General features: G+C 52.6%; 22 protein-coding genes, 1 pseudogene and 1 riboswitch. Of the genes and pseudogenes, 12 read left to right on the forward strand and 11 right to left on the reverse strand.

Going from position 1 to position 23,506, the window contains the following annotated elements; genetic code table 11:
- Nucleotides 1–135 precede the first annotated feature (135 nt).
- The 3 genes from IDH45_RS09705 to IDH45_RS09715 all read left to right on the forward strand — a co-directional run bounded on the left by IDH45_RS09705 (nucleotide 136) and on the right by IDH45_RS09715 (nucleotide 4,536).
- Nucleotides 136–3,255 (forward strand): hybrid sensor histidine kinase/response regulator, encoded by a 3,120-nt coding sequence (locus tag IDH45_RS09705; RefSeq protein WP_317891181.1) that lies wholly within the window; start codon nucleotides 136–138, stop codon nucleotides 3,253–3,255.
- Between the two features lie 106 nt (nucleotides 3,256–3,361).
- Nucleotides 3,362–3,541 (forward strand): hypothetical protein, encoded by a 180-nt coding sequence (locus tag IDH45_RS09710; RefSeq protein ID WP_190926983.1) that lies wholly within the window; start codon nucleotides 3,362–3,364, stop codon nucleotides 3,539–3,541.
- A 92-nt stretch (nucleotides 3,542–3,633) separates the two neighbouring features.
- Nucleotides 3,634–4,536: a LysR family transcriptional regulator gene (locus tag IDH45_RS09715; RefSeq protein WP_190926985.1), complete on the forward strand. Its 903-nt coding sequence runs from the start codon at nucleotides 3,634–3,636 to the stop codon at nucleotides 4,534–4,536.
- Between the two features lie 184 nt (nucleotides 4,537–4,720).
- Here IDH45_RS09715 and IDH45_RS09720 read toward each other — a convergent pair whose 3' ends face one another.
- Nucleotides 4,721–5,953 (reverse strand): amidohydrolase, encoded by a 1,233-nt coding sequence (locus IDH45_RS09720; protein ID WP_190926986.1) that lies wholly within the window; start codon nucleotides 5,951–5,953, stop codon nucleotides 4,721–4,723.
- Nucleotides 5,954–6,284: 331 nt separating this feature from the next.
- Between IDH45_RS09720 and IDH45_RS09725 the strand changes: the two genes are divergently transcribed.
- The 7 genes from IDH45_RS09725 to IDH45_RS09755 all read left to right on the forward strand — a co-directional run bounded on the left by IDH45_RS09725 (nucleotide 6,285) and on the right by IDH45_RS09755 (nucleotide 11,754).
- A complete protein-coding gene (locus IDH45_RS09725; protein WP_190926988.1) occupies nucleotides 6,285–6,884 on the forward strand; it encodes a TetR/AcrR family transcriptional regulator in 600 nt (199 codons plus the stop codon).
- Nucleotides 6,885–6,955: 71 nt separating this feature from the next.
- On the forward strand, nucleotides 6,956–8,164 hold the full coding sequence (locus IDH45_RS09730) for an MFS transporter (protein ID WP_190926990.1): 1,209 nt from the start codon (nucleotides 6,956–6,958) through the stop codon (nucleotides 8,162–8,164).
- A gap of 279 nt (nucleotides 8,165–8,443) precedes the next feature.
- A complete protein-coding gene (locus tag IDH45_RS09735; RefSeq protein ID WP_190926992.1) occupies nucleotides 8,444–8,620 on the forward strand; it encodes a hypothetical protein in 177 nt (58 codons plus the stop codon).
- 234 nt (nucleotides 8,621–8,854) lie between these two features.
- Complete coding sequence (locus tag IDH45_RS09740; protein WP_190926994.1) at nucleotides 8,855–9,472, forward strand: TetR/AcrR family transcriptional regulator; 618 nt, start codon at nucleotides 8,855–8,857, stop codon at nucleotides 9,470–9,472.
- A complete protein-coding gene (locus IDH45_RS09745) occupies nucleotides 9,465–10,319 on the forward strand; it encodes an ABC transporter ATP-binding protein (protein WP_190926995.1) in 855 nt (284 codons plus the stop codon). Before IDH45_RS09740 ends, IDH45_RS09745 begins: the two co-directional genes overlap by 8 nt.
- Complete coding sequence (locus IDH45_RS09750; protein WP_190926997.1) at nucleotides 10,316–11,029, forward strand: fluoroquinolone export ABC transporter permease subunit; 714 nt, start codon at nucleotides 10,316–10,318, stop codon at nucleotides 11,027–11,029. Before IDH45_RS09745 ends, IDH45_RS09750 begins: the two co-directional genes overlap by 4 nt.
- Nucleotides 11,026–11,754, forward strand: coding sequence for a hypothetical protein (locus IDH45_RS09755; RefSeq protein WP_190926998.1), 729 nt, complete (start codon nucleotides 11,026–11,028; stop codon nucleotides 11,752–11,754). The genes IDH45_RS09750 and IDH45_RS09755 overlap by 4 nt, the downstream gene beginning before the upstream one ends.
- A gap of 154 nt (nucleotides 11,755–11,908) precedes the next feature.
- Here IDH45_RS09755 and IDH45_RS09760 read toward each other — a convergent pair whose 3' ends face one another.
- From IDH45_RS09760 to IDH45_RS09795, 8 genes are all read right to left on the reverse strand, one after another.
- Complete coding sequence (locus IDH45_RS09760) at nucleotides 11,909–12,985, reverse strand: flavin-containing monooxygenase (RefSeq protein WP_190927000.1); 1,077 nt, start codon at nucleotides 12,983–12,985, stop codon at nucleotides 11,909–11,911.
- Nucleotides 12,986–13,036: 51 nt separating this feature from the next.
- Nucleotides 13,037–13,486: a MarR family winged helix-turn-helix transcriptional regulator gene (locus IDH45_RS09765; RefSeq protein ID WP_190927001.1), complete on the reverse strand. Its 450-nt coding sequence runs from the start codon at nucleotides 13,484–13,486 to the stop codon at nucleotides 13,037–13,039.
- A gap of 125 nt (nucleotides 13,487–13,611) precedes the next feature.
- Nucleotides 13,612–14,055 (reverse strand): protein-tyrosine phosphatase family protein, encoded by a 444-nt coding sequence (locus IDH45_RS09770; RefSeq protein ID WP_223836515.1) that lies wholly within the window; start codon nucleotides 14,053–14,055, stop codon nucleotides 13,612–13,614.
- 3 nt (nucleotides 14,056–14,058) lie between these two features.
- Nucleotides 14,059–14,529: an ArsI/CadI family heavy metal resistance metalloenzyme gene (locus IDH45_RS09775; RefSeq protein WP_190927003.1), complete on the reverse strand. Its 471-nt coding sequence runs from the start codon at nucleotides 14,527–14,529 to the stop codon at nucleotides 14,059–14,061.
- Between the two features lie 9 nt (nucleotides 14,530–14,538).
- The gene (gene arsC, locus IDH45_RS09780; RefSeq protein ID WP_190927004.1) at nucleotides 14,539–14,964 is read right to left on the reverse strand and encodes an arsenate reductase (thioredoxin); all 426 of its coding nucleotides are present in this window, start codon (nucleotides 14,962–14,964) and stop codon (nucleotides 14,539–14,541) included.
- 32 nt (nucleotides 14,965–14,996) lie between these two features.
- The gene (locus IDH45_RS09785) at nucleotides 14,997–16,406 is read right to left on the reverse strand and encodes an arsenic transporter (RefSeq protein ID WP_190927006.1); all 1,410 of its coding nucleotides are present in this window, start codon (nucleotides 16,404–16,406) and stop codon (nucleotides 14,997–14,999) included.
- A 15-nt stretch (nucleotides 16,407–16,421) separates the two neighbouring features.
- Entirely contained in the window at nucleotides 16,422–16,745 is a 324-nt protein-coding gene (locus IDH45_RS09790; protein ID WP_190927008.1) for an ArsR/SmtB family transcription factor, read from the reverse strand.
- A gap of 368 nt (nucleotides 16,746–17,113) precedes the next feature.
- Nucleotides 17,114–17,653: a cupin domain-containing protein gene (locus tag IDH45_RS09795; RefSeq protein WP_190927010.1), complete on the reverse strand. Its 540-nt coding sequence runs from the start codon at nucleotides 17,651–17,653 to the stop codon at nucleotides 17,114–17,116.
- 331 nt (nucleotides 17,654–17,984) lie between these two features.
- A riboswitch (cyclic di-GMP riboswitch) is annotated at nucleotides 17,985–18,077 on the forward strand.
- A 288-nt stretch (nucleotides 18,078–18,365) separates the two neighbouring features.
- Here IDH45_RS09795 and IDH45_RS09800 point away from each other — a divergent pair.
- Both IDH45_RS09800 and IDH45_RS34945 read left to right on the forward strand, forming a co-directional pair.
- Nucleotides 18,366–18,923 (forward strand): DNRLRE domain-containing protein, encoded by a 558-nt coding sequence (locus tag IDH45_RS09800; RefSeq protein WP_190927012.1) that lies wholly within the window; start codon nucleotides 18,366–18,368, stop codon nucleotides 18,921–18,923.
- Between the two features lie 887 nt (nucleotides 18,924–19,810).
- A pseudogene (locus IDH45_RS34945) lies at nucleotides 19,811–19,981 on the forward strand (group II intron reverse transcriptase/maturase); the annotation flags it as partial.
- Between the two features lie 189 nt (nucleotides 19,982–20,170).
- Here the strand turns inward: IDH45_RS34945 and IDH45_RS09805 are convergent.
- Both IDH45_RS09805 and IDH45_RS09810 read right to left on the reverse strand, forming a co-directional pair.
- The gene (locus IDH45_RS09805) at nucleotides 20,171–21,586 is read right to left on the reverse strand and encodes an NAD-dependent malic enzyme (RefSeq protein WP_317891182.1); all 1,416 of its coding nucleotides are present in this window, start codon (nucleotides 21,584–21,586) and stop codon (nucleotides 20,171–20,173) included.
- A gap of 36 nt (nucleotides 21,587–21,622) precedes the next feature.
- On the reverse strand, nucleotides 21,623–23,431 hold the full coding sequence (locus IDH45_RS09810) for a M3 family oligoendopeptidase (protein WP_190927014.1): 1,809 nt from the start codon (nucleotides 23,429–23,431) through the stop codon (nucleotides 21,623–21,625).
- Between the last annotated feature and the right edge of the window lie 75 nt (nucleotides 23,432–23,506).

The following is a 23,506-nucleotide window of genomic DNA, read 5'->3' on the forward strand; positions in this document are numbered from 1 at the left end:
TTTTTTTTCAAGTCGGGAGATACACGATTCGAAAGGATTCGACTGCGGAGCATGGAACTTTATTATAGGCCCTTTTTTTATTGCGGCCTTTCCCCATCTAGCCGTTAACACCTATTAATAAGGAGTATATCTGATTTGCCGAATTTTCCAAACCGAAATACCAAATGGAGATATATAGCGATCGCCGGTGTCTTTTTTATGATCCTGACCGGCATGCGCCTAATATGGATCGCGTCGTTTCATAACCCGGATCAGCCCCATGCCGTTCACGGCCAGCTTGATTTGCGAAACTGGGAGGACTGGGACAGCCGTACCTTTACCCTGGACGGCGAGTGGGAGTTTTACCCGCATACGTGGCTGATCGCCGGCGAGCGGGGAGCGGCGCCAGGCCAACCGGATTGGATACGGGTTCCGGGCGGCTGGAACGATTCCTTGCAGCGGGGAAGCAACACGCCGTACGGCTATGCGACCTATCGGCTGCGCATCCTGGTCAGCCCGGAACAGGACCGGAACTACAGCATTCGGATTCCCAGCGTGCGAAGCTCATCGGCGTTGTATGTGAACGGCCGGCTGCTGTCCGCCTCGGGTCAGCCGGGGGAAAGTGCAGAGACGTATGTCGCGCATAACGTACCTTACTCCTCCTCCTTCACGGCGAACGGCGACAGCGTAATCGAGGTTGTCATCCAGGCGGCCAATTACAAAGATCCCCGGGGGAGCGGGATCGTCCGTTCCATCAAGTTCGGGACGGAGGAGCGGATGGCCCGGGAGACGCTGCTCTCGATCAGCATGCAGCAGATTGCGGCCGTCGTTTTTCTGATCCATGCCGTCTATGCACTCATCCTGTATCTGGTAGGACGCCGGGACCGGAGATTGATCGCCTTCTCCCTGCTGCTGGTCAGCGCGATGTTCATGTATTTGCTGGGCAGCGACGAGAAACTGCTGTCGTATTGGTTCCCGATCAACTATGAATTCAGCTTTAAGCTGGTCCATTTTGCCATGATTACAGCCGCGTTTGCGCTGCTTCAGTGCATCAAGCACCAGTTGACGGCCTTTTGGCGCAAATGGGTCCCTTGGCTCTCCGCTTTTTGCTGTGCAGCCGCCTTGTTGTCGCTCCTCCTGCCGGCCAGGTATGTGGTGACGATTCAGTTCATATATTCGCTTGGCATCGGGGTCTCGATGCTGCTCACGATCTTGTCCATGCTCCGCACCTCCATCAAGGAACCGAAAGATAACGTATTGCTGCTGCTGTCCGTCATCGCGTTCATGAGCAACCTCCTCTGGTGGGGGATTTTGATGACGACCGGCATTAAAGTCGTTTATTACCCGTTTGACCTGATCGCTTCGATCGCTTGTTTCGCTTCGGTCTGGTTCAGACACTATTTTCAGGTGCATGCGGAAACCGAGCAGCTCGCGGCCAAACTGCAGAGGGCGGATAAACGGAAGGACGAATTTTTGGCCAATACGTCCCACGAGCTGCGCAATCCGCTACATAGCATCCTGAACTTGTCGCATGTGGTATTGGAACGAGAGCAGCAGTCGCTGAACGGGAAAAGCGTCAAAGATCTGAAGACCGTCCTGACCGTGGGGCGCCGGATGTCCATCATGCTTAACGATCTGCTCGATGCCATGAGCCTTCAAGAATCGGGTCCCCGGCTGCAGCTCCGGAGCTTCACGCTGCAGCCGATCGTCACCGGCGTCACGGACATGCTTCACCCGATGACGGAAGGCAAGCCCGTACGGATCGTTAACGAAATTCCCGAGCATTTCCCGAACGTGTACGCCGACGAAAACCGGGTGATCCAAATCGTGTCTAATCTGCTGCACAATGCGTTGAAATTTACGAACGAAGGCGAAGTAACGATTCGGGGGGAGGTCAAACACGGAAAAGCCCGCATCGCGATCGCCGATACCGGCATCGGGATGGATGAGGAAACGCGGCAGCGGGTGTTCGAGCCTTACGAGCAGGCGGACTCCGCCAAGACGATGATCGAGGGCGGATTTGGCCTCGGCCTCAGTATCAGCAAGCAGCTGGTCGAGCTGCATGGCGGAACGCTGCGAGTCCGCTCCGCACCCGGACAAGGTTCGGAATTCGTGTTTACGCTGCAGTTGGCGGGACAGGCCGAATCGTTGGACGTTAAGGCGAAGGAGTCGACAGAATCGGCTGTACCGGCAGCTGCGGTCGCCGCCCCTTCTTCCCCGCCGCTTTGGATGGAGAAGACGCTGACGGGATCGGCTTGCGCGGGCGATCGGCCTCATCTGCTGGTCGTAGACGACGACCCGGTAAATCTGGGAGTGGTTGAGACGATTTTATCGTCGGACCGTTATGCCATAACGTCGGTGACAAGCGGCAAGCAGGCGCTGGCTGCATTGGATGCCAAAGAATGGGACCTGGTCTTAACGGACGTCATGATGCCTCATACGTCCGGGTATGAGTTGACCCGTGTCATTCGCGGCCGTTTCTCCGTCACCGACCTCCCCGTTCTGCTCCTTACCGCCAGAAGCCGGCCCGAAGACATTCGATACGGGTTTCAAGCAGGGGCCAACGACTATGTGACGAAGCCGGTCGATGCGCTCGAATTAAGAGCGAGAGTACAAATGTTAACGGAAGTGAAGCAGTCTATGCGCGAGCGGATTCAGATGGAGACTGCCTGGCTGCAGGCGCAAATTCAGCCCCATTTCATCTTTAATACATTAAATTCGATTTCGGCGCTCAGTTCGATCGATTTGAAACGGATGCGCGACATGCTCGAAGCATTCGGCGATGTCATCAGAAGCAAAATTAAATTCCGGGATGAGCTGGTCCCGATCGGAGAAGAACTGAACATCGTCCGCGCTTATTTGCATATTGAAAAGGAACGGTTTGACGACAGATTGCAGGTTCAATGGGAGATAGGCGAATGCGGACGGCTGATGATCCCCTTGCTTACGATCCAGCCCCTGGTAGAAAACGCAGTCAGACACGGAGTGATGAAGCGGACCCGCGGCGGAACGATTACGATCCGTCTCACCGACACCGGCACTCACGCGAAGATCGTCATCGCGGACGACGGTGTCGGGATCGAGGAGGAGATTATGCAGCGGTTATCCGGCCATCCGTCCGAGCCCGACCGGGGAATCGGCCTATCCAATACCGATCTTCGTTTAAAACGCTACTATGGCAAAGGACTTGATATCCAAAGCGCTCCGGATCGCGGGACTACCGTATCGTTCTCGATCCCGTACCCGCCGGCCGGACTCCGCAAACGGAACCGCTAGACCACGCTGCAAGGATCAGGTTGCGTGCGATCGTTGCCAGCGATTGGCGCAACCCTCAAGCTTATGCTCCTAAACTCATCATTTCTCAAGGAAAGGTGGATACCGGATGGTTGTAAAATTGGTGATCTCTTTGATCATTTTCGCCGTATTAAACGGGATATTGGTGTGGGAGCTTCTCTGGTCTGCCGAACCGATGAGCGGAAAAGTGCGGAAACGGTTTTTCGCGGCGGTCAACGCTGCTGCGCTGCTAGCTTCACTGGCCGTTTTCATTTGGTTCGAGCTGTAGGGCGACCCGGGGCTGCCTCCGGGCGCGCATCCGCCGCCAAGAGACTCCCCTGATCCGTTCGCCGCTTATTACGAGAAAGGAGCGTTCAAGAGATGGATATCCGGCAACTGCGGTATTTTATTGCGATCGTGGAGGAAGGGAGAATCTCGGCCGCCGCCGAAAAACTGCATATGTCCCAGCCGCCGTTAAGCCAGCAGTTAAAAGCGATGGAAGAAGAGCTCGGCTTGCAGCTGGTAGAGAGAAGCGGCAAAAATTTCGAAGTGACCGAAGCCGGGAAATCGTTGTATAAGTATGCGCTGCAGCTGACCCAGCTCATGGAAGAAGCGAAAACGGAAGTAAAGGAAGTGGGTAAAGGGGTAAACGGAAAGTTGAAAATCGGCATCAATACGTTTTCGGTTGCGGGGCTAGCCGGGATGCTCCACCGATTCCAGAAGCAATACCCTAAGGTCACTTATAAAATTCAGCAGAACGAATCGGCTCATCTATGCAACCTGGTCAAGGAACGGAGCATCGAGCTTGCGATCATTCGTCTGCCGCTTGAGCTGTCTCCTTTTTCCGTGCTTCATCTGTTTGCCGAGCCGTTTTACTTTATTACGTGTTCCCAATCGGCACAGTGGCCGGGTGACGAGGTGTCGCTAGCCGATCTGGGTGACGTTCCGCTGATCCTGCCGAGCACCGAAGGATTAGGCGTTTATTATTTAATCGTGGAGGCGTTCTCCCGGTTCCGTCTGAACCCGAACCTTATGGGCGAATGTTCCGATATTACGCTGCTGATGGATTTGGTTTCGTCCGGTTTTTGCTGCTCGATCGTTCCGGAGACGATGCTTGCCCGGCATCCGGGCTACCCGGTCCGCGCTCGCCGAATCTCCCCGGCTGCGGAGCTGTATTCTCCGGTCGGCGTCATCCGGCTGAAAAACCACCGTTTGTCCAAAGCCGCTCATAACTTTGTCGAGCTGTTAAAAAGCGAAACGGCTGGCCAAGCGATGGGCAAATAATCGGCTCCGCCCCGGTTGGTGCGCGGGAGGGAATGGGACCATCGGTCCAGCCCGGTCCCCCTTCGCTTAGTATGGCGAACAACTCGAACTTTCAAGTCGATTGAAAAAGACGGAAGCTGCTCTCGAATGAGAAGCTCCCGTCCTGTTTGTTGCGCCGAGGAGCTGCAGCTCTTCGTGACATCTTTTATCCGGCGTCTAACGCCCCGGAGACGACCTCTCCTCCGAACAGCACCGCTGCCCGCTTCGCTCTTCGCGCTACCGCTTCCGCGGAGCAGCTCGCCTGTACCAGCACCGCGTCGGCAGCATCGCCGATTACAGGCCACACCCGTTTGCCTTCTGCATCGAGAGGTATTATGCCTCCCGTGATAAAACCCAGCGCTTCACCGAGCGAACGCTCATCGACGAACCGGTACAGCTCGGCGAGCCGTCCCGCTTTCTCCAGACAGTCCCCGGTGCCGAACGGCGACCAATGGTCGGTAATGCTGTCGTTGCCCAGCTCAACCCGGACTCCCTTCGCTCGCATCATCGGAATCGGCATGATCAAACTGCCGATCGGCACCGTCGAGGTGACGGAAATGCCAAGGCTTGCAAAACGTTCCGCCAGCTCGGCGGCGGCTCCGGCTTCGCCCGCAAAACCGAACGCATGGCTAACCGTTACCCGGCCCTGCCAGCCGGCCTGTTCCGTCAGCTCGGCGAGCCTGTGCATCGTCCTTATTCCGGTCTCACCGCGGTCATGAATATGAATATCGACGCCCGCATCCGCCTCAACCGCGATATCCATCATCGTCTGCAGCGATTTCTCGATATTTTCGTCCACCGTTGCCGGATCGACCGCGCCGACATGAGTGGCGCCGTGCCGCATCGCCTCCCGGACGAGCTGGACCGCATCCGAGCGAAGCAGCCCGTGCTGCGGGAAGGCGACCACCTCGCTGGACAATTTGCCCGAGTACGTCTGAAGCGCGTGCATGGTCGCCTCCAGGTTGCGCAAGCCGACGACCGGGTCGACATTGCAGTGCGTCCGGACATGAGTGGAGCCATAGCCAAGCAGCAGCGCGAGCATATTCTCCGCCCGCTCCTGTGCGGTAGGCAGCAACTTCGGCAAGAGCTCCCGCTCCTCCTCGATTCTGCCGAATATCCCCGTCACCGGTTTTACCGCTTTCCACGGCCCGCTATAGTAGGTTTTGTCGATATGAATGTGCATTTCCTTGAAAGCGGGAAGCATCAAGAGCCCTCCCGCATCACGCAGCGGAAGCCCGTCGCCCGGCAGACTGTCCGCAGCCGAAGCGATGGCCGTCATCCGGCCGTTCTCGATGCGGATGCGGTATAGATCCGTTTCGGTTCCGGTAATCTCTTCCTCTTCGTAACGGTAGCCGCTTTCCAAACGAACGTTGACGAGCCAATAAGCCGAATGATTCATGCTGCACCCTCTCCAATGTTACAGATAAGATTTTTAATCATTAATCACTGCCGGGCGCTTAGCTCTCCGCCCAGCGTTATGGTTGTGACGGATTACCGTCCATTTGCCATTTGCACCTTATTCCATCAGTCCGAGTCTATCCGTATGCTACCACTAATTGTTGTATAGCGAAAATATTAAAAATATTATCTTTTTATAGGTTTTACATATGGAATCACATTTTTTGAGACAAACCTTGCGAAATGATCTCTTGATCGGTTAGAATACTGAATAAACGTTCAGTATACTTCGACGACTGTACACGGCCAGCCAGGAAAGAGGTGCGGTATGGATGAATAAAAAGAAGCTGCAAAGCGAGCAAACCAAAAAGAAAATAGCCGAGAAAGCCAGAACCTTGTTCGTGCAAAAAGGCTACAAGGCTACATCGATTGAAGATATCGTGAAAGCGACTGACTGCAGCGCAGGCAACATTTATTATCATTTCAAGAGCAAAGAAGGACTGATTTTATATCTGATCGAGGAATGGAACCGGGAATGGGAAGAAACATGGCTGGCCAAAGAACCGCTCTACCCGACTACCGCCGAGAAATTATACGGAATGGCTGAACATTTGGCGATCGACCAATTGAATCATCCGCTGACCAAAGCGGTTGACGAGTTTTTCAACAATGCCGAGAAAGCTTCGGATGTGGAAGAGCGTATTAACGCCATGGTCCAAGGTTATCTTAACTTTAATCGGCAGTTGCTCCAACGAGGAGTCGACAACGGCGAATTCCAGATCACAAATGTGGCGGCTCTCGCGATTATTTTGGACAGTTTGACGTTCGGATTAAGTCAACATTCCCGGCATATGGACCGGGATGAGGCACTGGCGGCTTACCGGCTTGCAATGGACGTGTTTTTGCACGGCGTTGCCAAGCCATCCCGCTAGTCCTTTTTTTCACCATAATCTAGAATGAATATTCAGTATGTTTGCTTTTATATCGTTTGGAGGAATTAAACATGTCTTTGCTGTTAAAAAATCGGGGGGCCGTTCTGGTCCTGATGTTGAATTTATTTCTAGTCTTTACGGGGATCGGCCTCGTCATACCGATCCTGCCTATGTTTATGGACGAGCTCGGCATAACCGGGAGCACGGTCGGCTTGCTGGTAGCGGCCTTCTCGCTAACGCAGCTTCTGTTCTCGCCTCAGGCCGGGCGGCTGGCCGATTCGTTCGGCAGAAAACGGATGATCGTCATCGGCATGTTCGTGTTCGCGGTGTCGGAAGGGCTGTTCGGAATCGCAAGCAACCCGGTGCTGCTGTTCGTCTCGCGGATGCTCGGCGGCGTCAGCGCCGCCTTGATTATGCCGGCCGTCATGGCTTACGCCGCGGACGTCACGACGAAGGAGCAGCGCGCCGCCGGGATGGGCTATATTAACGCGGCGATTACGACAGGTTTCGTTATCGGTCCGGGCATTGGCGGGTATATCGCCGAATTCGGGATTCGCACCCCCTTTTATACCGCTGCCGTGGCCGGACTGATCGCCGCCGTCATCACGCTGCTTATTTTGCCCGAGTCGCTGCCGGCCAAGGAAGGGGCTGCCGATTCGGCGTCCGCCGCGAAACAACGGAGAAGCCTTCTCTCGCAATTGCTGCACTCCTACCGCGAGCCTTACTTTTTAAGCCTGGTTATCGTCTTTGTCATGTCGTTCGGACTGGCTAACTTCGAGACGGTCTTCGGATTGTTCGTTGACCATAAGTTCGGGTTCGGCCCTAAAGATATCGCCTTTATCATCACGTTCGGCTCCATCGCCGGCGCTGTCGTTCAGGTGACCGCGTTCAGCTGGATTCTGAACCGTTTCGGAGAGAAACGCGTCATTTCGGTTTGCTTGTTTTTTGCCGGTTTGTTTATTTTGCTCACGCTGTTCGTCCATAAGTTTTGGCTCATTTTCGCCGTTACGTTTATCGTCTTCCTGGCGATCGACATCTTGCGTCCGGCCATCAGCACCCAGATGTCCATGATGGCCAAAGATCAGCAGGGCTACGTGGCCGGTCTCAACTCGGCCTTCACCAGTCTCGGCAATATCGCCGGACCGATCGTCGCCGGATTTTTGTTCGATGTGGATATCAACTATCCGTATGCGCTTGCCTGTATGGTTCTGCTGATCTGCTTCGGCATGTCGCTAAGAGCCGGCAAACGCAAGCTGCAGGACGCCCCTGCGTCTTCGTGACGAATGTAACTTGGCGGTACAACGCAAATAAAAGTCCTTGGCATCCTTTATTTCCCGCCTTTTCGATAGATCGAAGTGTATAAAGGCGGTTTAGGCCTCTTGTTTTCACCAACTGGAGGCGTCTGCACCCTTTCGGCCGATATTAGAAGCTGCAAACCGCTCTTATTGTGCCATCCAAGCGGATTTCAGCCAAAATAACGACTTCAAACGACTCTTAACCAAAAAACAACCCATACATACTTCTCTCCGCACAGGCTCAGCTTATGCGGGAGAAGCATTTTGACTTGGCAAAATGACTACGCTTCCGAGCGGAAATCCGGCGGCACATTCGTTCTCGGCGTCCAGTGGCACCCCGGCTGCTGCACGATCCGGTGCGGCAATGCGGCGACGGCGGCCGCGGACCGCGTGGTCGAGGCGTTGGTCGGCCTATGCCGAGCCGCCGTATTCACGGTGTGAATGCAGCGAGCGATACCGGCGCCCCGTCGATAAGAGGGCTGGTTATCCAGCTCCCTCATCAAACAATAAAAGTGTTTTCCCCGAGCACAGCTCCCTGGAAGGTTCCCTCTTCTCCAATGTGACGATCGGCTGGTAAACCGAGGCAGCAATCATTGACAGAAGCGTGCAGACACTTTAATATATGAATATAAAATAAATATATTCATATATTTTTAAAAGAGGTGTCATCCGCATATGCGCAAATTCACCGACAAAGAAAAAGAGCTTATCCGCGACAGGTTGGTGGAGAATGGGCGCCAGCTGTTCTCGGTGCACGGGCTTAAGAAAACGAGCGTCACGGACCTGACCAAATCCGCAGGAATCGCGCAAGGATCGTTTTATATGTTTTTTCCTTCCAAGGAGGAGCTGTATCTGGAAATTCTCCAGCTGGAGGAGCATGCCATCCGCAGCCGTCTGCTGGATTTGCTTATATCTGCAGAGAAGCTGACCCGGCCGCTGTTCAAACGGTTTTTACGGGAATCGTTCGCCGTTATGGAGACCCATCCGCTCATCCGCCAGCTTTACGACAACGACAGCATGGAGACGTTGTTCCGCGGAATACCCGAGGAGAAGCTGAAGGAGCATTTTGACAGTGACTCCCGTTTTTTCATTCCGATTTTCGAGCTGGCTCAGCAACGCGGGGTCATGATCCAGGCACATCCGGAAACGATCGTTAGTCTGCTTCGTTCGCTTGTGCTGCTCGCCCTGCAGAAACGTCATATCGGCGAGGACAAATACGAGGATACGATTGAACTGCTCATCCGTCTTGTGGCGGACGGCCTGATTGCCGAAAAGGAGGAAACCGATGATTGAGGTGCAACAGTTGCAGTTTTGGTATCCGGGAGTTAAGGAGCCTGCGCTTAAAGGGCTCGACTTCTCGATCCGCGAAGGGGAAATTTTCGGATTTCTGGGCCCGTCCGGAGCCGGCAAAAGCACGATCCAAAAAATATTGATCGGCGTCCTCAAGCCGTATGCAGGAAGCGTTCGCGTCATGGGCAAAGAGCTTAGGGAGGTCCGGAGCGATTATTATGAGAATATCGGCGTCGCCTTCGAGTTCCCCAACTTTTATGCCCGGTTTACGGCCATCGAGAATCTGAATTTATTCCGCTCGTTATATTCCGGTGAGACGGAAGATCCGAAGAACCTGCTGGCCATGCTCGGGCTGGAACCGTACGCTCATAGGAAAGTAGCCGATTATTCCAAAGGAATGAAAATGCGGCTGAACATGTGCCGGGCTCTTCTGAATAAACCGGGCCTGCTGTTTCTGGACGAACCGACATCGGGACTTGACCCGGTGAATGCCAAAAGCTTGAAGGAGCTGATCCTCCGGAAAAAACGCGAAGGCACAACGATTCTTCTGACCACCCACAACATGAGCGCCGCCGAAGAGCTGTGCGACCGCGTCGCTTTCATCGTAGACGGAGACATCCGTCTGATCGATTCCCCTCGCGAGCTGAAGGTTCGCCAAGGCCAGAAGGAAGTCCAAATCGAGTACAAGGAAGATTCGTCGCTCAAGCGAGCCTCGTTCGATCTGCGGACGATCGGCAACGATCCCGCGTTTATCCAGTTGCTCCGCAGCGGAACTATCGAAACGATGCATACCCAGGAAGCTTCCCTGGAAGATATATTTGTGAACATTACGGGGAGGTGTCTGGGATGAGGTTGGCTGCGGCGTTCCGATACGATGTTCTGCTGCAATTCCGTCACGGCTTTTATTACGCTTATTCCCTCGTCGCTGTGGCCTATATCGTCCTGATGCAGCTGCTGCCGGACAGCTACCTGGAGAAAACGAACATCCTGCTCACGTTCTCCGACCCTAGCATGCTCGGTTTTTTCTTTATCGGCGGACTCGTCCTGCTTGAGAAAGGGCAAGGCATCCACGACAGCTTATTTGTGACACCTTATACGCCGGAAGAGTATATTTGGTCCAAAACGCTATCGCTATCGGTGCTGTCTGTTGCTACCAGTTGGATCATCCACGCCTCTGCCTTCGGCTTCGGCACGAATCCCGTATGGCTGCTAATCGGCGTAGCCATGACCTCGGTGTTTTTTACGTTTATCGGTCTCGGGGTTGCGGTGCGGGTGAAGACGTTAAACGGCTTTTTCTTCCTGTCTACCTTTGCGACACTACTGTTCATGCTGCCAGTCCTGGAAACGGCCGGAATATGGAGCAGCCCGCTGCTTGCGGTATTGCCGACCTACGGATCGCTTCTGCTCATCGGCGCGCCCTTCTCCGCTCCAAGTCCGGCTCAGCTTCTGTATAGCGCGGTTTTGCTATTGGCTTGGATCGGGCTCGCTTATGGCTGGACCCGGAAGTCTGTTTACCGGTTTCTCGTTTATAAAATCGGGGAAGGAGCCGAAGGACGATGAACCGAACGTTTCATCTGATTCGCGGGGATCTGCGGCAAGTGACCCGGGACCCTATGCTCGCCTTTTATCTGCTCGCGCCGCTGCTTCTATTAGTTGTGCTCCGGTTCGGAGTCCCGGCCGGCGCTATGCTTCTGGAGGAACGGACCGGCTTCGACCTGGCCGTCCATTATGATCTGATCCTGAGTATCGCGCTATTTCTGACACCGCTCATTCTGGGGGTCATGACGGGTTTCCTGATGCTCGACGAGCGGGACGAGAAGCTGATCGACTATTATGCGGTTACGCCTTTATCGAAACGAGGATATTTACGGTATCGGCTCTTCCTGCCGGTGCTCCTGTCCGTCGTCTACAGCGTCTTCATACTCACCTGCTCCGGGTTAGTCCCGGTGCGCCTGTGGAATATGTTGATGATCCTGCCGATGGCGGCGCTCTCCGCACCGGTTATGTCTTTGTTTCTGGGCGCTTATGCATCCAACAAAGTAGAAGGCATGGCGTTGTCCAAAGGAGTCGGACTGCTTGTTTTCGGCCCTGTCATCGCTTATTTTATTCCGTTCCCGATCCAGGCACTTGGCGCCGTCTTTCCGGCCTACTGGTCGTCCAAAGCCTACTTCACCGGGTCCGCGTCCGATCTGCCCGCTGCACTGCTGCATGCGGCGACGGGCACGCTTTACCACATCCTGTTGTTCCGGATGCTGCTCATTCGTTTTATTAGAAAGACGGATTAGCGGGAAGCGGCCCGGCGGACAACGTTTTCTGCAAGCTCCTTACACGTCTCCCCGGTTTTACGCAATCGGCAATTCCGAAAGTCCCCGTTCCGGAGACCGGAAACCAGCTTGCAGACCATCGGATATTCATGACCATTTTCCGCGCAGGCCGGTATCAGTTGCTCTTTTTAGAGAGGCTCCTTAAATGAAGACGTAACTTCCGTACTATGTAGTTTGCGTCCGGCCCCACCCCTCTCAAAGTAGCTGAAGCAAATGAGCGTTGACCTTCCAATCCTACATAATAAAGTCCAGGCACGGAACTGCTTACGCCAGCTACCTGCAAGGGCCTTTCCGCGGAATCAAGCGCCCCTATCCCGCTGAAATAAGAGAGATCCGGGCGGTACCCGGTGGCATAGATAACGGAGTCTATCGGCTCCTTTGTCCCATCGCTCCAGACCACGCCATCGGCATAAAACGACGTAAACATCGGCCGTTGATCAGGCTTACCTGCTTGTATCCGCTCCCGATAGAACCCCAAATCGATCACATTGCTTGGGCTAGGGGCGCTTTTCCCTAAACGCCAAAATGGAAAAGTATCAAAGCCGATTGCTTTTATCCAAACATGCAGATCCAGGCCCAATATCCTTTGCTTCACAAACTGAACCGGCTGTAATACAGCTAGAGAGGCGTTACTTACTTCTGCCAGTTCTACGCCAATTTGAACGGCGGAATTTCCGCGTCCAACCACCAGCACCCTTTTATTTCTGAAACGATCCGGATTGCGGTACTCGGAGGAATGCATGATCGCGCCCTTAAACTCGGTTCTTCCCTGAATGACGGGGGTATACGGATTGTGAAAGGAACCCGTTGCGTTAATCATCGTTCTGGTCTGGTACATGTCCCCGGTCATTGTATGGACTGTGAACACATCACCACTTTTCTCGACGGACACCACACGTTTATTTAATCTAACTGGCAGCTGATACTTTTCCCTATAGTCCTGTAAATAACGGATAACTTCCTCTTTCCGGAGATACCGGTCGGGATCCCCCTGAATTTTCATTCCGGGTAAAGAGGAAAAGCGTGCCGGTGAAAAAAGCTTTAAACTGTCATAATATTGAGGCCACGAACCTGCCGGCTGATCGCTTGCCTCAAGAATCATGAACTTCAGACGGTTCCTGCTCAAATGAAATCCGGAAGCTAGGCCTGCCTGCCCTCCCCCGATTACGATTGTGTCCCATACCTCAGCCATTGTCATCACCCTTTAAATTATTTGCATTTTGCAACTATATACCAAAAAAGATTACCCCATAGGGGTTGTGCAGCAAAAGCCGGATTTTGCCATCGCCTCATTCAGCAGCTTGATCGAACGAAGTACAGTCTCTTTTTCAAAATCGTTCATGTGTGAGAAGATCTCGTTTAAATATGCATTCATTTGCTGGTCGATCGTCGTTGCAACGAATTTCCCCCCTACGGTCAAAGAAAGAATATATACTCTCCGATCATCCGGATCGGGAACCTTTTTCACCAAGTTCATTTTGATTAATGACTGAACTTGACGGCTAAAAGTTGTAATATCGGTACCTAATGCTTCTGCTACCTGTTGCATGGACGGCTTAAACTGATGATCAATCTCATAGATGATGTGGCTCTGGATCAAGGAAATGTCCAATCCGCCGGCTGTACAGCAGTTTTTATTTAGAAAACCAAATCGGCGGGTCATGATTTGAAACAGCTCGCGAATATTTTCCATGCTCTTTCGCCTCCTGCAATAGTTATATCGCATTTACTTGCAAATTACAACCATTAATTTTTCTATGATTTGGTCTTGTATAAAAAGAAAAAACCACTTTCTCAAACAAGTGGTTTCATTCCTGTTTATCGGTTTGGGAACAATCTCAACAGCGATTCTTTCTGTGCCGGTTTCAATTCGATCACGTTTCGTATCTCTTTTGCTTTGGCTTCAGCCTCATCGACCGTTTGGCATAACCCTAGACCAAGCAATGTTCCAGCGGCGACAGTACCGGTTCTTCCTTTTCCTCCGCCGCAATGAAAGGCTACTTTTTTATTTTGGCGGTATGCTTCTGTCACCGCTTGGATAGCTTGTCGAAATGCTTTTTCCTGGGGCTGGCTGGAACGATCCGCTAACGGGATCTGAACCCATTGCACCCGGTCACTCGGATAGGCGCTTTCAGTCGCTTCGCCTCGGAGATCAACAACAACATCAATGCCTTCGTTTTTTACCATGGATTCCACGTCTGCTGCTCCACCCATAAATATGTGATTCGGAATTAGAGCATGGTACGATTTTTCGATAATCATGGACTATACCCCTTTTTTAAAAGATTCGAACTTCACCTGAACCGGTGCTGATGGCGGAGCACAGCACAATGACAAGTCCCGGGCTTCTCCCGCCGATTCAAATTCGGAATCCTCTTTTGTGTAGAAAATCTCCCAGGCATTTCCGTCGGGATCGTACACCCAAACTTTATCCTGAACCGCATAACAGCAAGTCGTATTCATCTCGTCAATGAGCAGAAGCCCGCTTTGACGCAGCCGTTCCCCCATAGCGAGTACTTCTTCGGTGTTATTGACTTGGAAACCCAGGTGGTTCAATACACCCTTTTGTTCGAAAGGGCGGACATTTAATGAAAAATGAAGGGCCGGTTCCCCGAGCTCGAATTTAGCATAGTTATCCTTGATTTTACTTGGCTCTGCTCCAAAAAAAGCCCGATAGAAGTCAAGAGACTTCTTCAGATCGGTACAGTTCAAAGCAACATGCATCCTTTTGATCATAGGAGACGTTCACTTCCCTTCTTTTACAAATTGCTTAATCCGGTTTTGAATCGAATCCCGGACAGTCCGGAATTGTTCCATGATTTCATCCTCGGTTCCGGTTGCTTTTGCCGGGTCATCAAAACCCCAATGCCACTTAGTTACATTCTTGTTAGCGATCATGGGACAATGCTCGTCGGCATGTCCGCACAAGGTAATCACGTAATCGGCGCGATTCAACAGTTCCGGATCGATCACATCGGACGTATTCCGGCTTATATCCACGCCGGCTTCCTTCATCACCTGGACCGCACGCGGATTTAGGCCATGCGCCTCCAGCCCCGCGCTTTTCACTTCATATTTTTCGCCGCCCAACGCTTTTAAAAATCCATCCGCCATCTGGCTTCTGCACGAATTGCCAGTGCATAAAAAATAAACAAGAGGTTTCTTCTCCATCGTACATGTCTCCTTTAAATTTCCGATTTGGGTTAGACTTTTTGACTTCCTCTATGCTTGCTTCCTAATGCCCACTTCACGGCGATCATGGTAGCCATCGCAACGGCTGCTGTGATAGTCACGATGATCAGCCATGCATTAACGTTCGTGGATTGAAGCAAGTAAAGCCACGCAAAAAGACCGACGAGAGTAATAAACAAAGTGGGGACGGTTAAAAGAATGCCGATCTTGAAATACATGCCCCAACCGATCTTCACGTTTTTCGCCGCTAACACATGCAGCCAGAGCAAGGTTGCCAGAGATCCGATCGGGGTAATTTTCGGCCCCAAATCCGAACCGATCACATTGGCATAGATTAATGCCTCCCGAATCATCCCTTCGGTATGCGTGCCTTGTATGGCCAATGCGTCGATCATCACGGTCGGCATGTTATTCATAACCGAGGATAAAATCGCTGCGATAAACCCCATACCTACGGCAGCGGCGAATAGTCCTTTGTCCGCGACTGCTTGAATGACACTGCCTAATGCATCGGTAAGACCGGCATTCCGGAGCCCATACACGACGACGTACATACCGATGGAGAAGATGACGACAGCCCAAGGAGCCCCCTTGACGAGCGTCCATGTCTGAATGACAGGGCTTCTTCTCGCAGCCATAAGGAAAGCAATCGCGGCAAGCCCGGCAACGATCGACACGGGAACGGATAAAAATTCACTGCCAAAGTAGGCAGCGAGGAGAGCTGCTAATATTACCCAGGATAGCCGGAACAATCTCTTGTCCTTGATCGCTTCTTCCGGCTTTTTTAGCTCGGAGAGATCGTAGCTTTTCGCAATGCTTTTACGAAAATACAAATACAGTACCAGGAGGCTGGCCAGGATCGAGAAAAAATTCGGTACGATCATACGGCTCGCATATTCCACAAAACCGATATTGAAGTAATCGGCGGATACGATATTCACCAAATTGCTTACGACAAGCGGCAAAGAAGCGGTATCGGCAATGAAGCCGCTTGCTATAATAAACGGAAGAATCATCTTCTCCTCAAATTTAAGCGCGCGTACCATTGCAAGCACGATCGGTGTTATGATTAAGGCCGCGCCGTCGTTTGCAAACAGAGCTGCGACAGCTGATCCCAGCAACACGATAAAGACGAACATGAGCAGTCCGTTACCGCGTGCAAGCCGCGCCATATGCAGCGCTGCCCATTCGAAAAATCCGATCTCATCGAGCACCAGCGAGATTAAAATTATGGCAACAAACGCCAAAGTGGCGTTCCAAACAATGCCGGTAACGGTACCGACGTCCGCGAAGCTGACTACACCGAAAATTAATGCGAGAATGGCTCCGGCGCTAGCAGACCAGCCGATATTCAATCCTTTTGGCTGCCAAATCACAAATGTTAAGGTGAGTAAAAAAATAAGAAAAGCGATGTAAACCATAAAAGCCCTCCTGAGTTAATTGCAGCATTCATTCTCCTCGCAGATCGTCGATTGCATTTTTTCTTTTTGCGAAGGAATCCGGTTCAGAATTTCCGCGATGTAGGGCTTGTCTTGAATAGTTAAGGAGTAGTATACCCACTGCCCTCTTTTGGTCTCTTTGACGAGGCCGCCGTCTTTTAATTTGCGCATATGCTGGCTAATGTTCGGCTGACTCGTTTGTAACAGCTCGACGATCTCGCACACGCATAGTTCCTTCTCATTCAGCAGGCCGACAATCGTAAGCCTGTTCTTATCGCCCAGCAGCTTCAGTACATCGGCCATCTCTTCAATTGAAATCATGCTTGCCACTCCTTTCTAGACGACAGGGATATTCACTCGAGCCGCTTTGCTGTTCATTTTCTCACACCCCTAAATATTTGTAAATGATTATATAATTAAATGATTATTTACGAAAGTTAAGAAATTGTAATTCCCATTCGATATAAAGCTTGCTAAAAAAACGGCAAATACAAAGCATTCGAAAGAAATCGACTGCAGTACCTGTGCGGCCTACTGAAGACAACGGCGTCGGGTTGATCCGATCATGTAAATTGGAGGCAAAAAAAAGCAGAGAGCATGCTATCTCTCTGCCGTGCATCTTCTCTTCATGTGCCGCTTACCCAACTCTATACCTATTTCCGTTTCAAACTGGGAATGCCTTGCTCTAACTATCCTTCAGCAGACATCGCCATTGCTTTGGTTTCATGAACGGTGCCAAACGGATGCTCCGGCGGCGCGTAGATCACGTAAACTTTAAGGGGGGTGTTGCCTGTATTGGTTACATTGTGCCATTTCCCAGCAGGTATCATTATGGCGTAGCCGTCATAGGCCATTTCTTGAAAATCTAATTTGTCTTTCCGATCCCCCATTTGAACAAGCCCCTGACCTTCTTCAATCCGTATGAATTGGTCAGTCGTCGGATGGACCTCCAGTCCGATATCATCACCGACATGAATACTCATCAGAGTCACTTGAAGATGCTTCCCTGTCCATAAAGCGGTACGGTAAGTATGATTTTGCTTTGTTGCCTGGTCTATATTCACTACAAAAGGCTTCGGACCGTAATCTCTTAGTATTATATTTCCAGTATGATTACTGTCGTTCCTGTACCCATTGTAATAATAAGGATTATAACCCCAATAGTGGTTGCTCCAGCTGCTATGCACAGGATTATGCCCTTGATAACGACGGCAAGAATTATAGTACATGCTTATTCATTCTCCTCTTATGATTTCATTGTTTACTTTTTATCCTATGCGTTTACCTATTTATTGGACTGCAAAATTTACAATAACAGGCTATAGCCTAATAAATGATGACAGAACAAATACAAAAAATTTACTATTCATGCAGCCGAGTCGGCTTTGGTTGAAGAACCAAAATAACGGAACGCCTACCCGCTCATATTATGGATAAGTCCACCACATAGGACTAAATGGATAGAAAAAACTTCCGATAATATAACTACAGACCTATACAAACTATCTATACTTATTGATATATTTTTCCTTGTAAAGATTTGTTGAATAAAATAGAACATTGGAATAAAGGCAAACCCGCTGAAAAGCGGAGACGCAAAGCTACAGGGGCTAAAACGGACTTGCACGTCCGCGATGCCAGCCAGCTGCCCGAAACGAAGGACTGACCTCCGTCTGTTTGCTTTGTGCTGACCAGACGGGGTTTTTTTGTATTTGTTAACGGGGATAACCGTCGGATGCTGGAAGGAGGTGAAATTAACGTTGGAGTTATATCTTAAAAGGATCGCCTTCTCCGGGGCTTAAGGATCAGCTACAAACTCGAAGAGACTGGAGTTGGAAAAGAGGTTTCGAAACAGTCGGGGAAGACTTCAGATCGTGCAGATACGACTCTTTCCTTTCTCAATCTCCATCCGCATCTTATTCACAACAGGAGGTATGTAAAATGTGGACTCGTCCTCGACTACGGTCCTTGCGGCCATTTGTTTCGGTTGCGCTTAGTGCAGCTTTGATTCTTTCTACTTTGATGGGATTGTTGCTTTTTCCGGCTCCGGCTTTGGCAGCTTCGGAAACAATAGCGTTTCAGGAGGGTCTTGATGGGTATGCGGGCAATCAGAGTGCTCGTGTCCATTCTGCTTTCCCTGATAATCTTAGCGGTACAGAAAATGCAATTGCCCTCACCAAAAACGTTTCGGCCTCTCAGGCTTCTTTTGTTCAATTCAATCTTTCATCCATACCGCAACATGCAACGATTGACAGCGCGACGCTGGAATTGACCACTATTAACGGAATTTCAAATACGGGCGCAAAAGTGGCAGTCCATAGAGTCACAGCTCCTTGGGATGAAGCAACGATTACATGGAATAACTCGGTCGGCGCCGCGGTTTATGACCCGACTCCAGTCCATTTTTACCTGTCGATGCTTGAATTTTATTGTGGGAATCCCACCCTGGTGCCGATGTTTCACCCACGAATACAGCTCCATTCGGACCTTGGTTGTTGACATAAATACCGTTGAAAACAATTGAAGTAGGCATATTACTCCTCCAGTCAGATGTAATAAGCCATTTATATGCCGTATATTCAATGTCCTATTCATATATCAGTTACAAATATTCAGGCAACAGTTCATTTTTGATGGGGAACTTTCCTCGAAATTGAGATGATAAGCTGTTAATGTCTTAGGATCGAAGATACCCTCTAACTAACAAGCATAGCAAAACTACGAACTGCGTGATTGTATGTATAACTGTTTTCCATCTAACAGTTGCAGGGTAACAATCATTATGAGTCGATAATATTTCAATTTTAGACAATCTAGTAAAGGGGTTATTGCGGCCTACGAGTTCAGCGCAGTTTGCTTCGCGAATGCCGGGCATGTATCGACCTGGATATCCCGTTGGCTGCATCCATGCATTTTGGACTCTTCCTCGTTCACAACCACCTCCGAACGCAATGGAAGCTTTTAATGGACTCATAAGTGAAACTCGCCTTCTTGCGCAAACGTATTTGCGGATAATATCCGCCACCAATTCTAATGTCGATTTCTTCCGGTCCTTCGACGCTGATCGGTAGACCGGACATGCGAGTGCAGGAACGAGGGGATTTCTGGTCCCCCAACAGTCGATCGGTTCGTTTTCTAGGACCGATCGGACTACAGTGCAACAATTTTGCAAGTAGTGTTTGAAAGAAGTGTTGAGTCATCAACACAATCGCATCATTCGATCCACGCACAGACCCTCAACTGTTCTCGACGCGCTACCTAAGACGAATTCTTCGTGGCAAAAGACGTGGACTGCGTCTAAAATGTTTTAGATGTACAAGCTCCGCAATCGCCGTTTTCGCAGCCGGGTTTGGAGCCGGTCAGACCGAGTTTCTCGTGTGGATCACAGTCGAATTCGCGAGCTACTCGGCGTACCGGAGTGGGCTTGCTTCGTCATGGCCAATTCAAGGTGAGGCGTATGGGAAATGTCTCGAGACACAAACAATGCCCTTCCAACTTCCTATTGGGAAGCGAAAAGGCTAAAAAGTCTGCTTTCACGTTATCTGGAGCTCCGTTAACCTTTTGGAACCACCGTATGCGGACCCGCATGTAAGGTGGTGTGAGAAGACGGGGGTTAGTTGCCCTCTCTTACTCGATTCCTATTGAACCCTCTTCCTTCGGACCATACAGAATGGATGCCGAAGCCAAGAAAATTCGTATCAGCTGTATCCTGATTTTACAATCCCATGGAGTAAGATATTTCCCGCTTACGCCTCCGAACGGAAGTCCGGCGGCACGCGTCTCGCTTCTCCCGAAGCAATCGCCGCTTCGATCACCCCGCGCCGCACTTTCGCTACGACGTCTTCATTAAAGATGCTCGGAATAATGTACTGGGCGTGCAGCTCACTCTCCGTGACGACCGAGGCGATCGCCTGCGCCGCCGCCAGCTTCATCGGCTCGTTGATCCGTCTGGCCCGGCAATCGAGCGCCCCCCGGAACAAGCCCGGAAATACGAGCACGTTATTGATCTGGTTCGGGTAATCGCTTCGTCCCGTAGCATAAACGGCCGCGTGTGGCAGCGCCTGCTCCGGCGCGATCTCCGGCACCGGGTTGGCCATCGCGAAGACGATCGGATCGCCTGCCATCCGCTGCACATCCTCGCCGCTCAGCACACCGCCCCGCGATACGCCGATGAACACGTCGGCGCCGCCGATCAGATCGCGCAGCGAGCCGCCGGTATCCCCGACTTGCGGTTGCTCCGCGAGCCATTGCCACATCGGGTGATCGTAACTTCCCCCGCGGACGATCGCGCCCTCCTTGTCAACCGGGACAAGCCGTCTTACGCCCGCTTCCAGCAGCATCTTGCAGATGGACACTCCGGCCGCACCGATGCCGTTGACGACGACGCGGACGTCCCCGATCCGCTTGCCGGTCACCTTCAGCGCATTCAGGATGGCCGCGGTGACGACGACCGCAGTGCCGTGCTGGTCGTCGTGAAACACCGGGATGTCCAGCTCCTCGACAAGCCTTCTCTCGATCTCGAAGCAGCGCGGGGAGCTGATGTCCTCCAGATTGATGCCGCCGAATATCGGACTTACCGCTTTGATCGTCCGGATGATTTCCTCCGTATCGGTCGTGTCCAGGCAGATCGGGAACGCGTCCACTCCGGCAAACTGCTTGAACAGCATCGCCTTGCCTTCCATAACGGGAGCGGCGGCGTACGGGCCGATGTCGCCGAGACCGAGCACAGCGGTACCGTCGGTAATGACTGCGACCGTATTGCGCTTGATCGTCAGAGAGAACGCCTTGCCCGGACTCTCGTGGATGGCCGAGCACACTCTCGCGACGCCGGGCGTATAAACCCGGGACAAATCGTCCCGGTTTTTGATCGGCACGGTCGGCTGCGTCGTAATTTTGCCGCCCAGATGCATCAGAAACGTCCGGTCGGAGACGTTGATCAGCTTGACCCCTTCCAGCTCCTTCAGTGAATCGGCCAGCTGCTTGACTGACTGCTCCGCCATATCGACCGTCAAGTCCCGGATCGATACGTCCTTGCCGGAGCGGATGACGTCGATAAACGTAACGTCTCCTCCGGCGTTGCCGATCGTCGAGGCGACCTGGCCGAAATTGGCGACGCGGTGATCCAGCTCGATTCTGAAAATAATGCTCGTTGACGTTTTCACGATGCCACTCTCCCTCTTGCTCCTGATCGAATCCGACTAGTTAACTTCGATACTTCTTGACTGGACCTCCGCTTCGGTAAGCTCCAGAAACAGACGAATATCCCGCACGGACAGCCCTGCCGCTTCCCGCCAAAACTCAGGCTGGGTCAGATCGGCTCCGAGATGCTTTTCCGCCAAGTTCTCCACCGTCATCCTGCCCGTATCCCGCAGCAGCGCCGCGTACCGCTCCTCGAACGATTCCTTGTCTCGCTGCGCCTCCGCATACAGACCGGAAGCGAAAAGATACCCGAACGTATATGGGAAGTTATAAAACGGCACAGCCGTATTGTAAAAATGTCCCTTCGACGCCCAGAACCGGGGATGATAGTCCCCCAAAGCGCCGCAAAACGCCTCCTCCTGAGCCGCAATCATCAGCTCGTTTAGGCGGTCGGCCGTCAACAGCCCCGACTTTCGTTCCTCATAAAACCGCGTTTCGAACAAAAACCGCGCATGGATATCCATAAAAAACGTAACCGCCCGTCCCGCCTTCTCCTGCAGCAGCGCCAGCTTACGCTCCGGCGTGTCGGCCTCGGCCAGCGCCGAGTCGCCGACGATTAGCTCGGCCAGCGTAGAAGCGGTCTCCGCTACATTCATCGCATACTTGCGGGAAACGGGCGGCAGCTCCATCATCGCCTGCTGGTGGTAGGCATGGCCAAGCTCGTGAGCAAGCGTCGACAGACTGCCACCGCCGGAATACGTCAGAAACACCCGGCTCTGCCGGCTAAGCGGGAACGACGTGCAAAATCCGCCCGGACGCTTGCCCAGCCGATTATCCGCTTCGACCCAGCCGTCCGCGAAGGCGCGAGCGGCAAACCCGCCCAGCTTCGGCGAAAACCTCCCGAACATCGCCACGATTTTCCCGGCCGCTTCATCGTAGCCGACCGATTCGCCGCCTCCCGCCAGCGGAGCGTGCAAATCGTGCCAGGCCAGCTTCCGCACGCCGTTCAGCCGGGCAAGCCGTTCCAGATAAGCGACGAGCGTACCTTTGCATTCCAAGACGGCATCCCACATCGCCTTAAGCGTCGCTTCGCTCATCCGGTTTTGCTCCAGCGGCTCGCGCAGCGGATGGTCCCACCCCCGATGCTTGTACATCTGCCAGCGGAAGCCGGCAATCCGGTTCAAAGCGTCGGCGCAATACTGCTCCCGCTCCTCCCAGGCGCGCTCCCAACGGCGGAACAGCTCGGTCCGCTTCGCACGGTCCGGCTCCCGCAGCTTGCCCGCATACTGGCCGACCGACAGCAGCTCTTCCCGATCGCCGGACGGGTACGGAATCCGCATCTGCCTGACCGTTGTGTTGTACAGCGCTCGCCATCCGTGATAACCGTCGACCGCGAGATCGATCATCAGCGCCTCCAGCGCGGACGCCGGCTTGTCCTTTGCCTGCTTCCGGCGCTCCTGCAGATTAAAGGACGCGCCGCTCCACGGCTCGCGCGACAGCATGTCCTGGAACTTAGCTTCCGGCAGCCCTTCCAACTTGGCGTCGAACCGGTTCATAACGGTTTTATAGGCAGCCTGGATGCCGTCCATCCGGCTGCCGAGCCGAATAGCCCCGCGATCGGCCAGATTTTGGGCCGACAGGCAACTGACGAACGCCCCCGCCTGCCTGACCCGCTCCTGAAGCAGCTGCAGTTGCCCCCACCAAAACGCCAGCCTCCGCTCCTCTGGTGTATCCGGGCAGTCCAGCTCGCCCGCGAGCCCGGCCATATCCGACTCAAGCTGCCCGAGGAACGAAGCAAATTCCGGCGAATCGCTTCCTCCCGGGAAAAATACGTCCAAATCCCAAGTTTGGCGCTGCGGCTTATTCATCGTTCTTCCCTTCTTTCATAACGGAACGCCTACCCGCCGGCCGGGGCCGGAAGATAGGCGATCGAATCGGAGCTG

The sequence above is a fragment of the Paenibacillus oceani genome (assembly GCF_014705615.1).
Lineage (GTDB): Bacteria > Bacillota > Bacilli > Paenibacillales > NBRC-103111 > Paenibacillus_AB > Paenibacillus_AB oceani.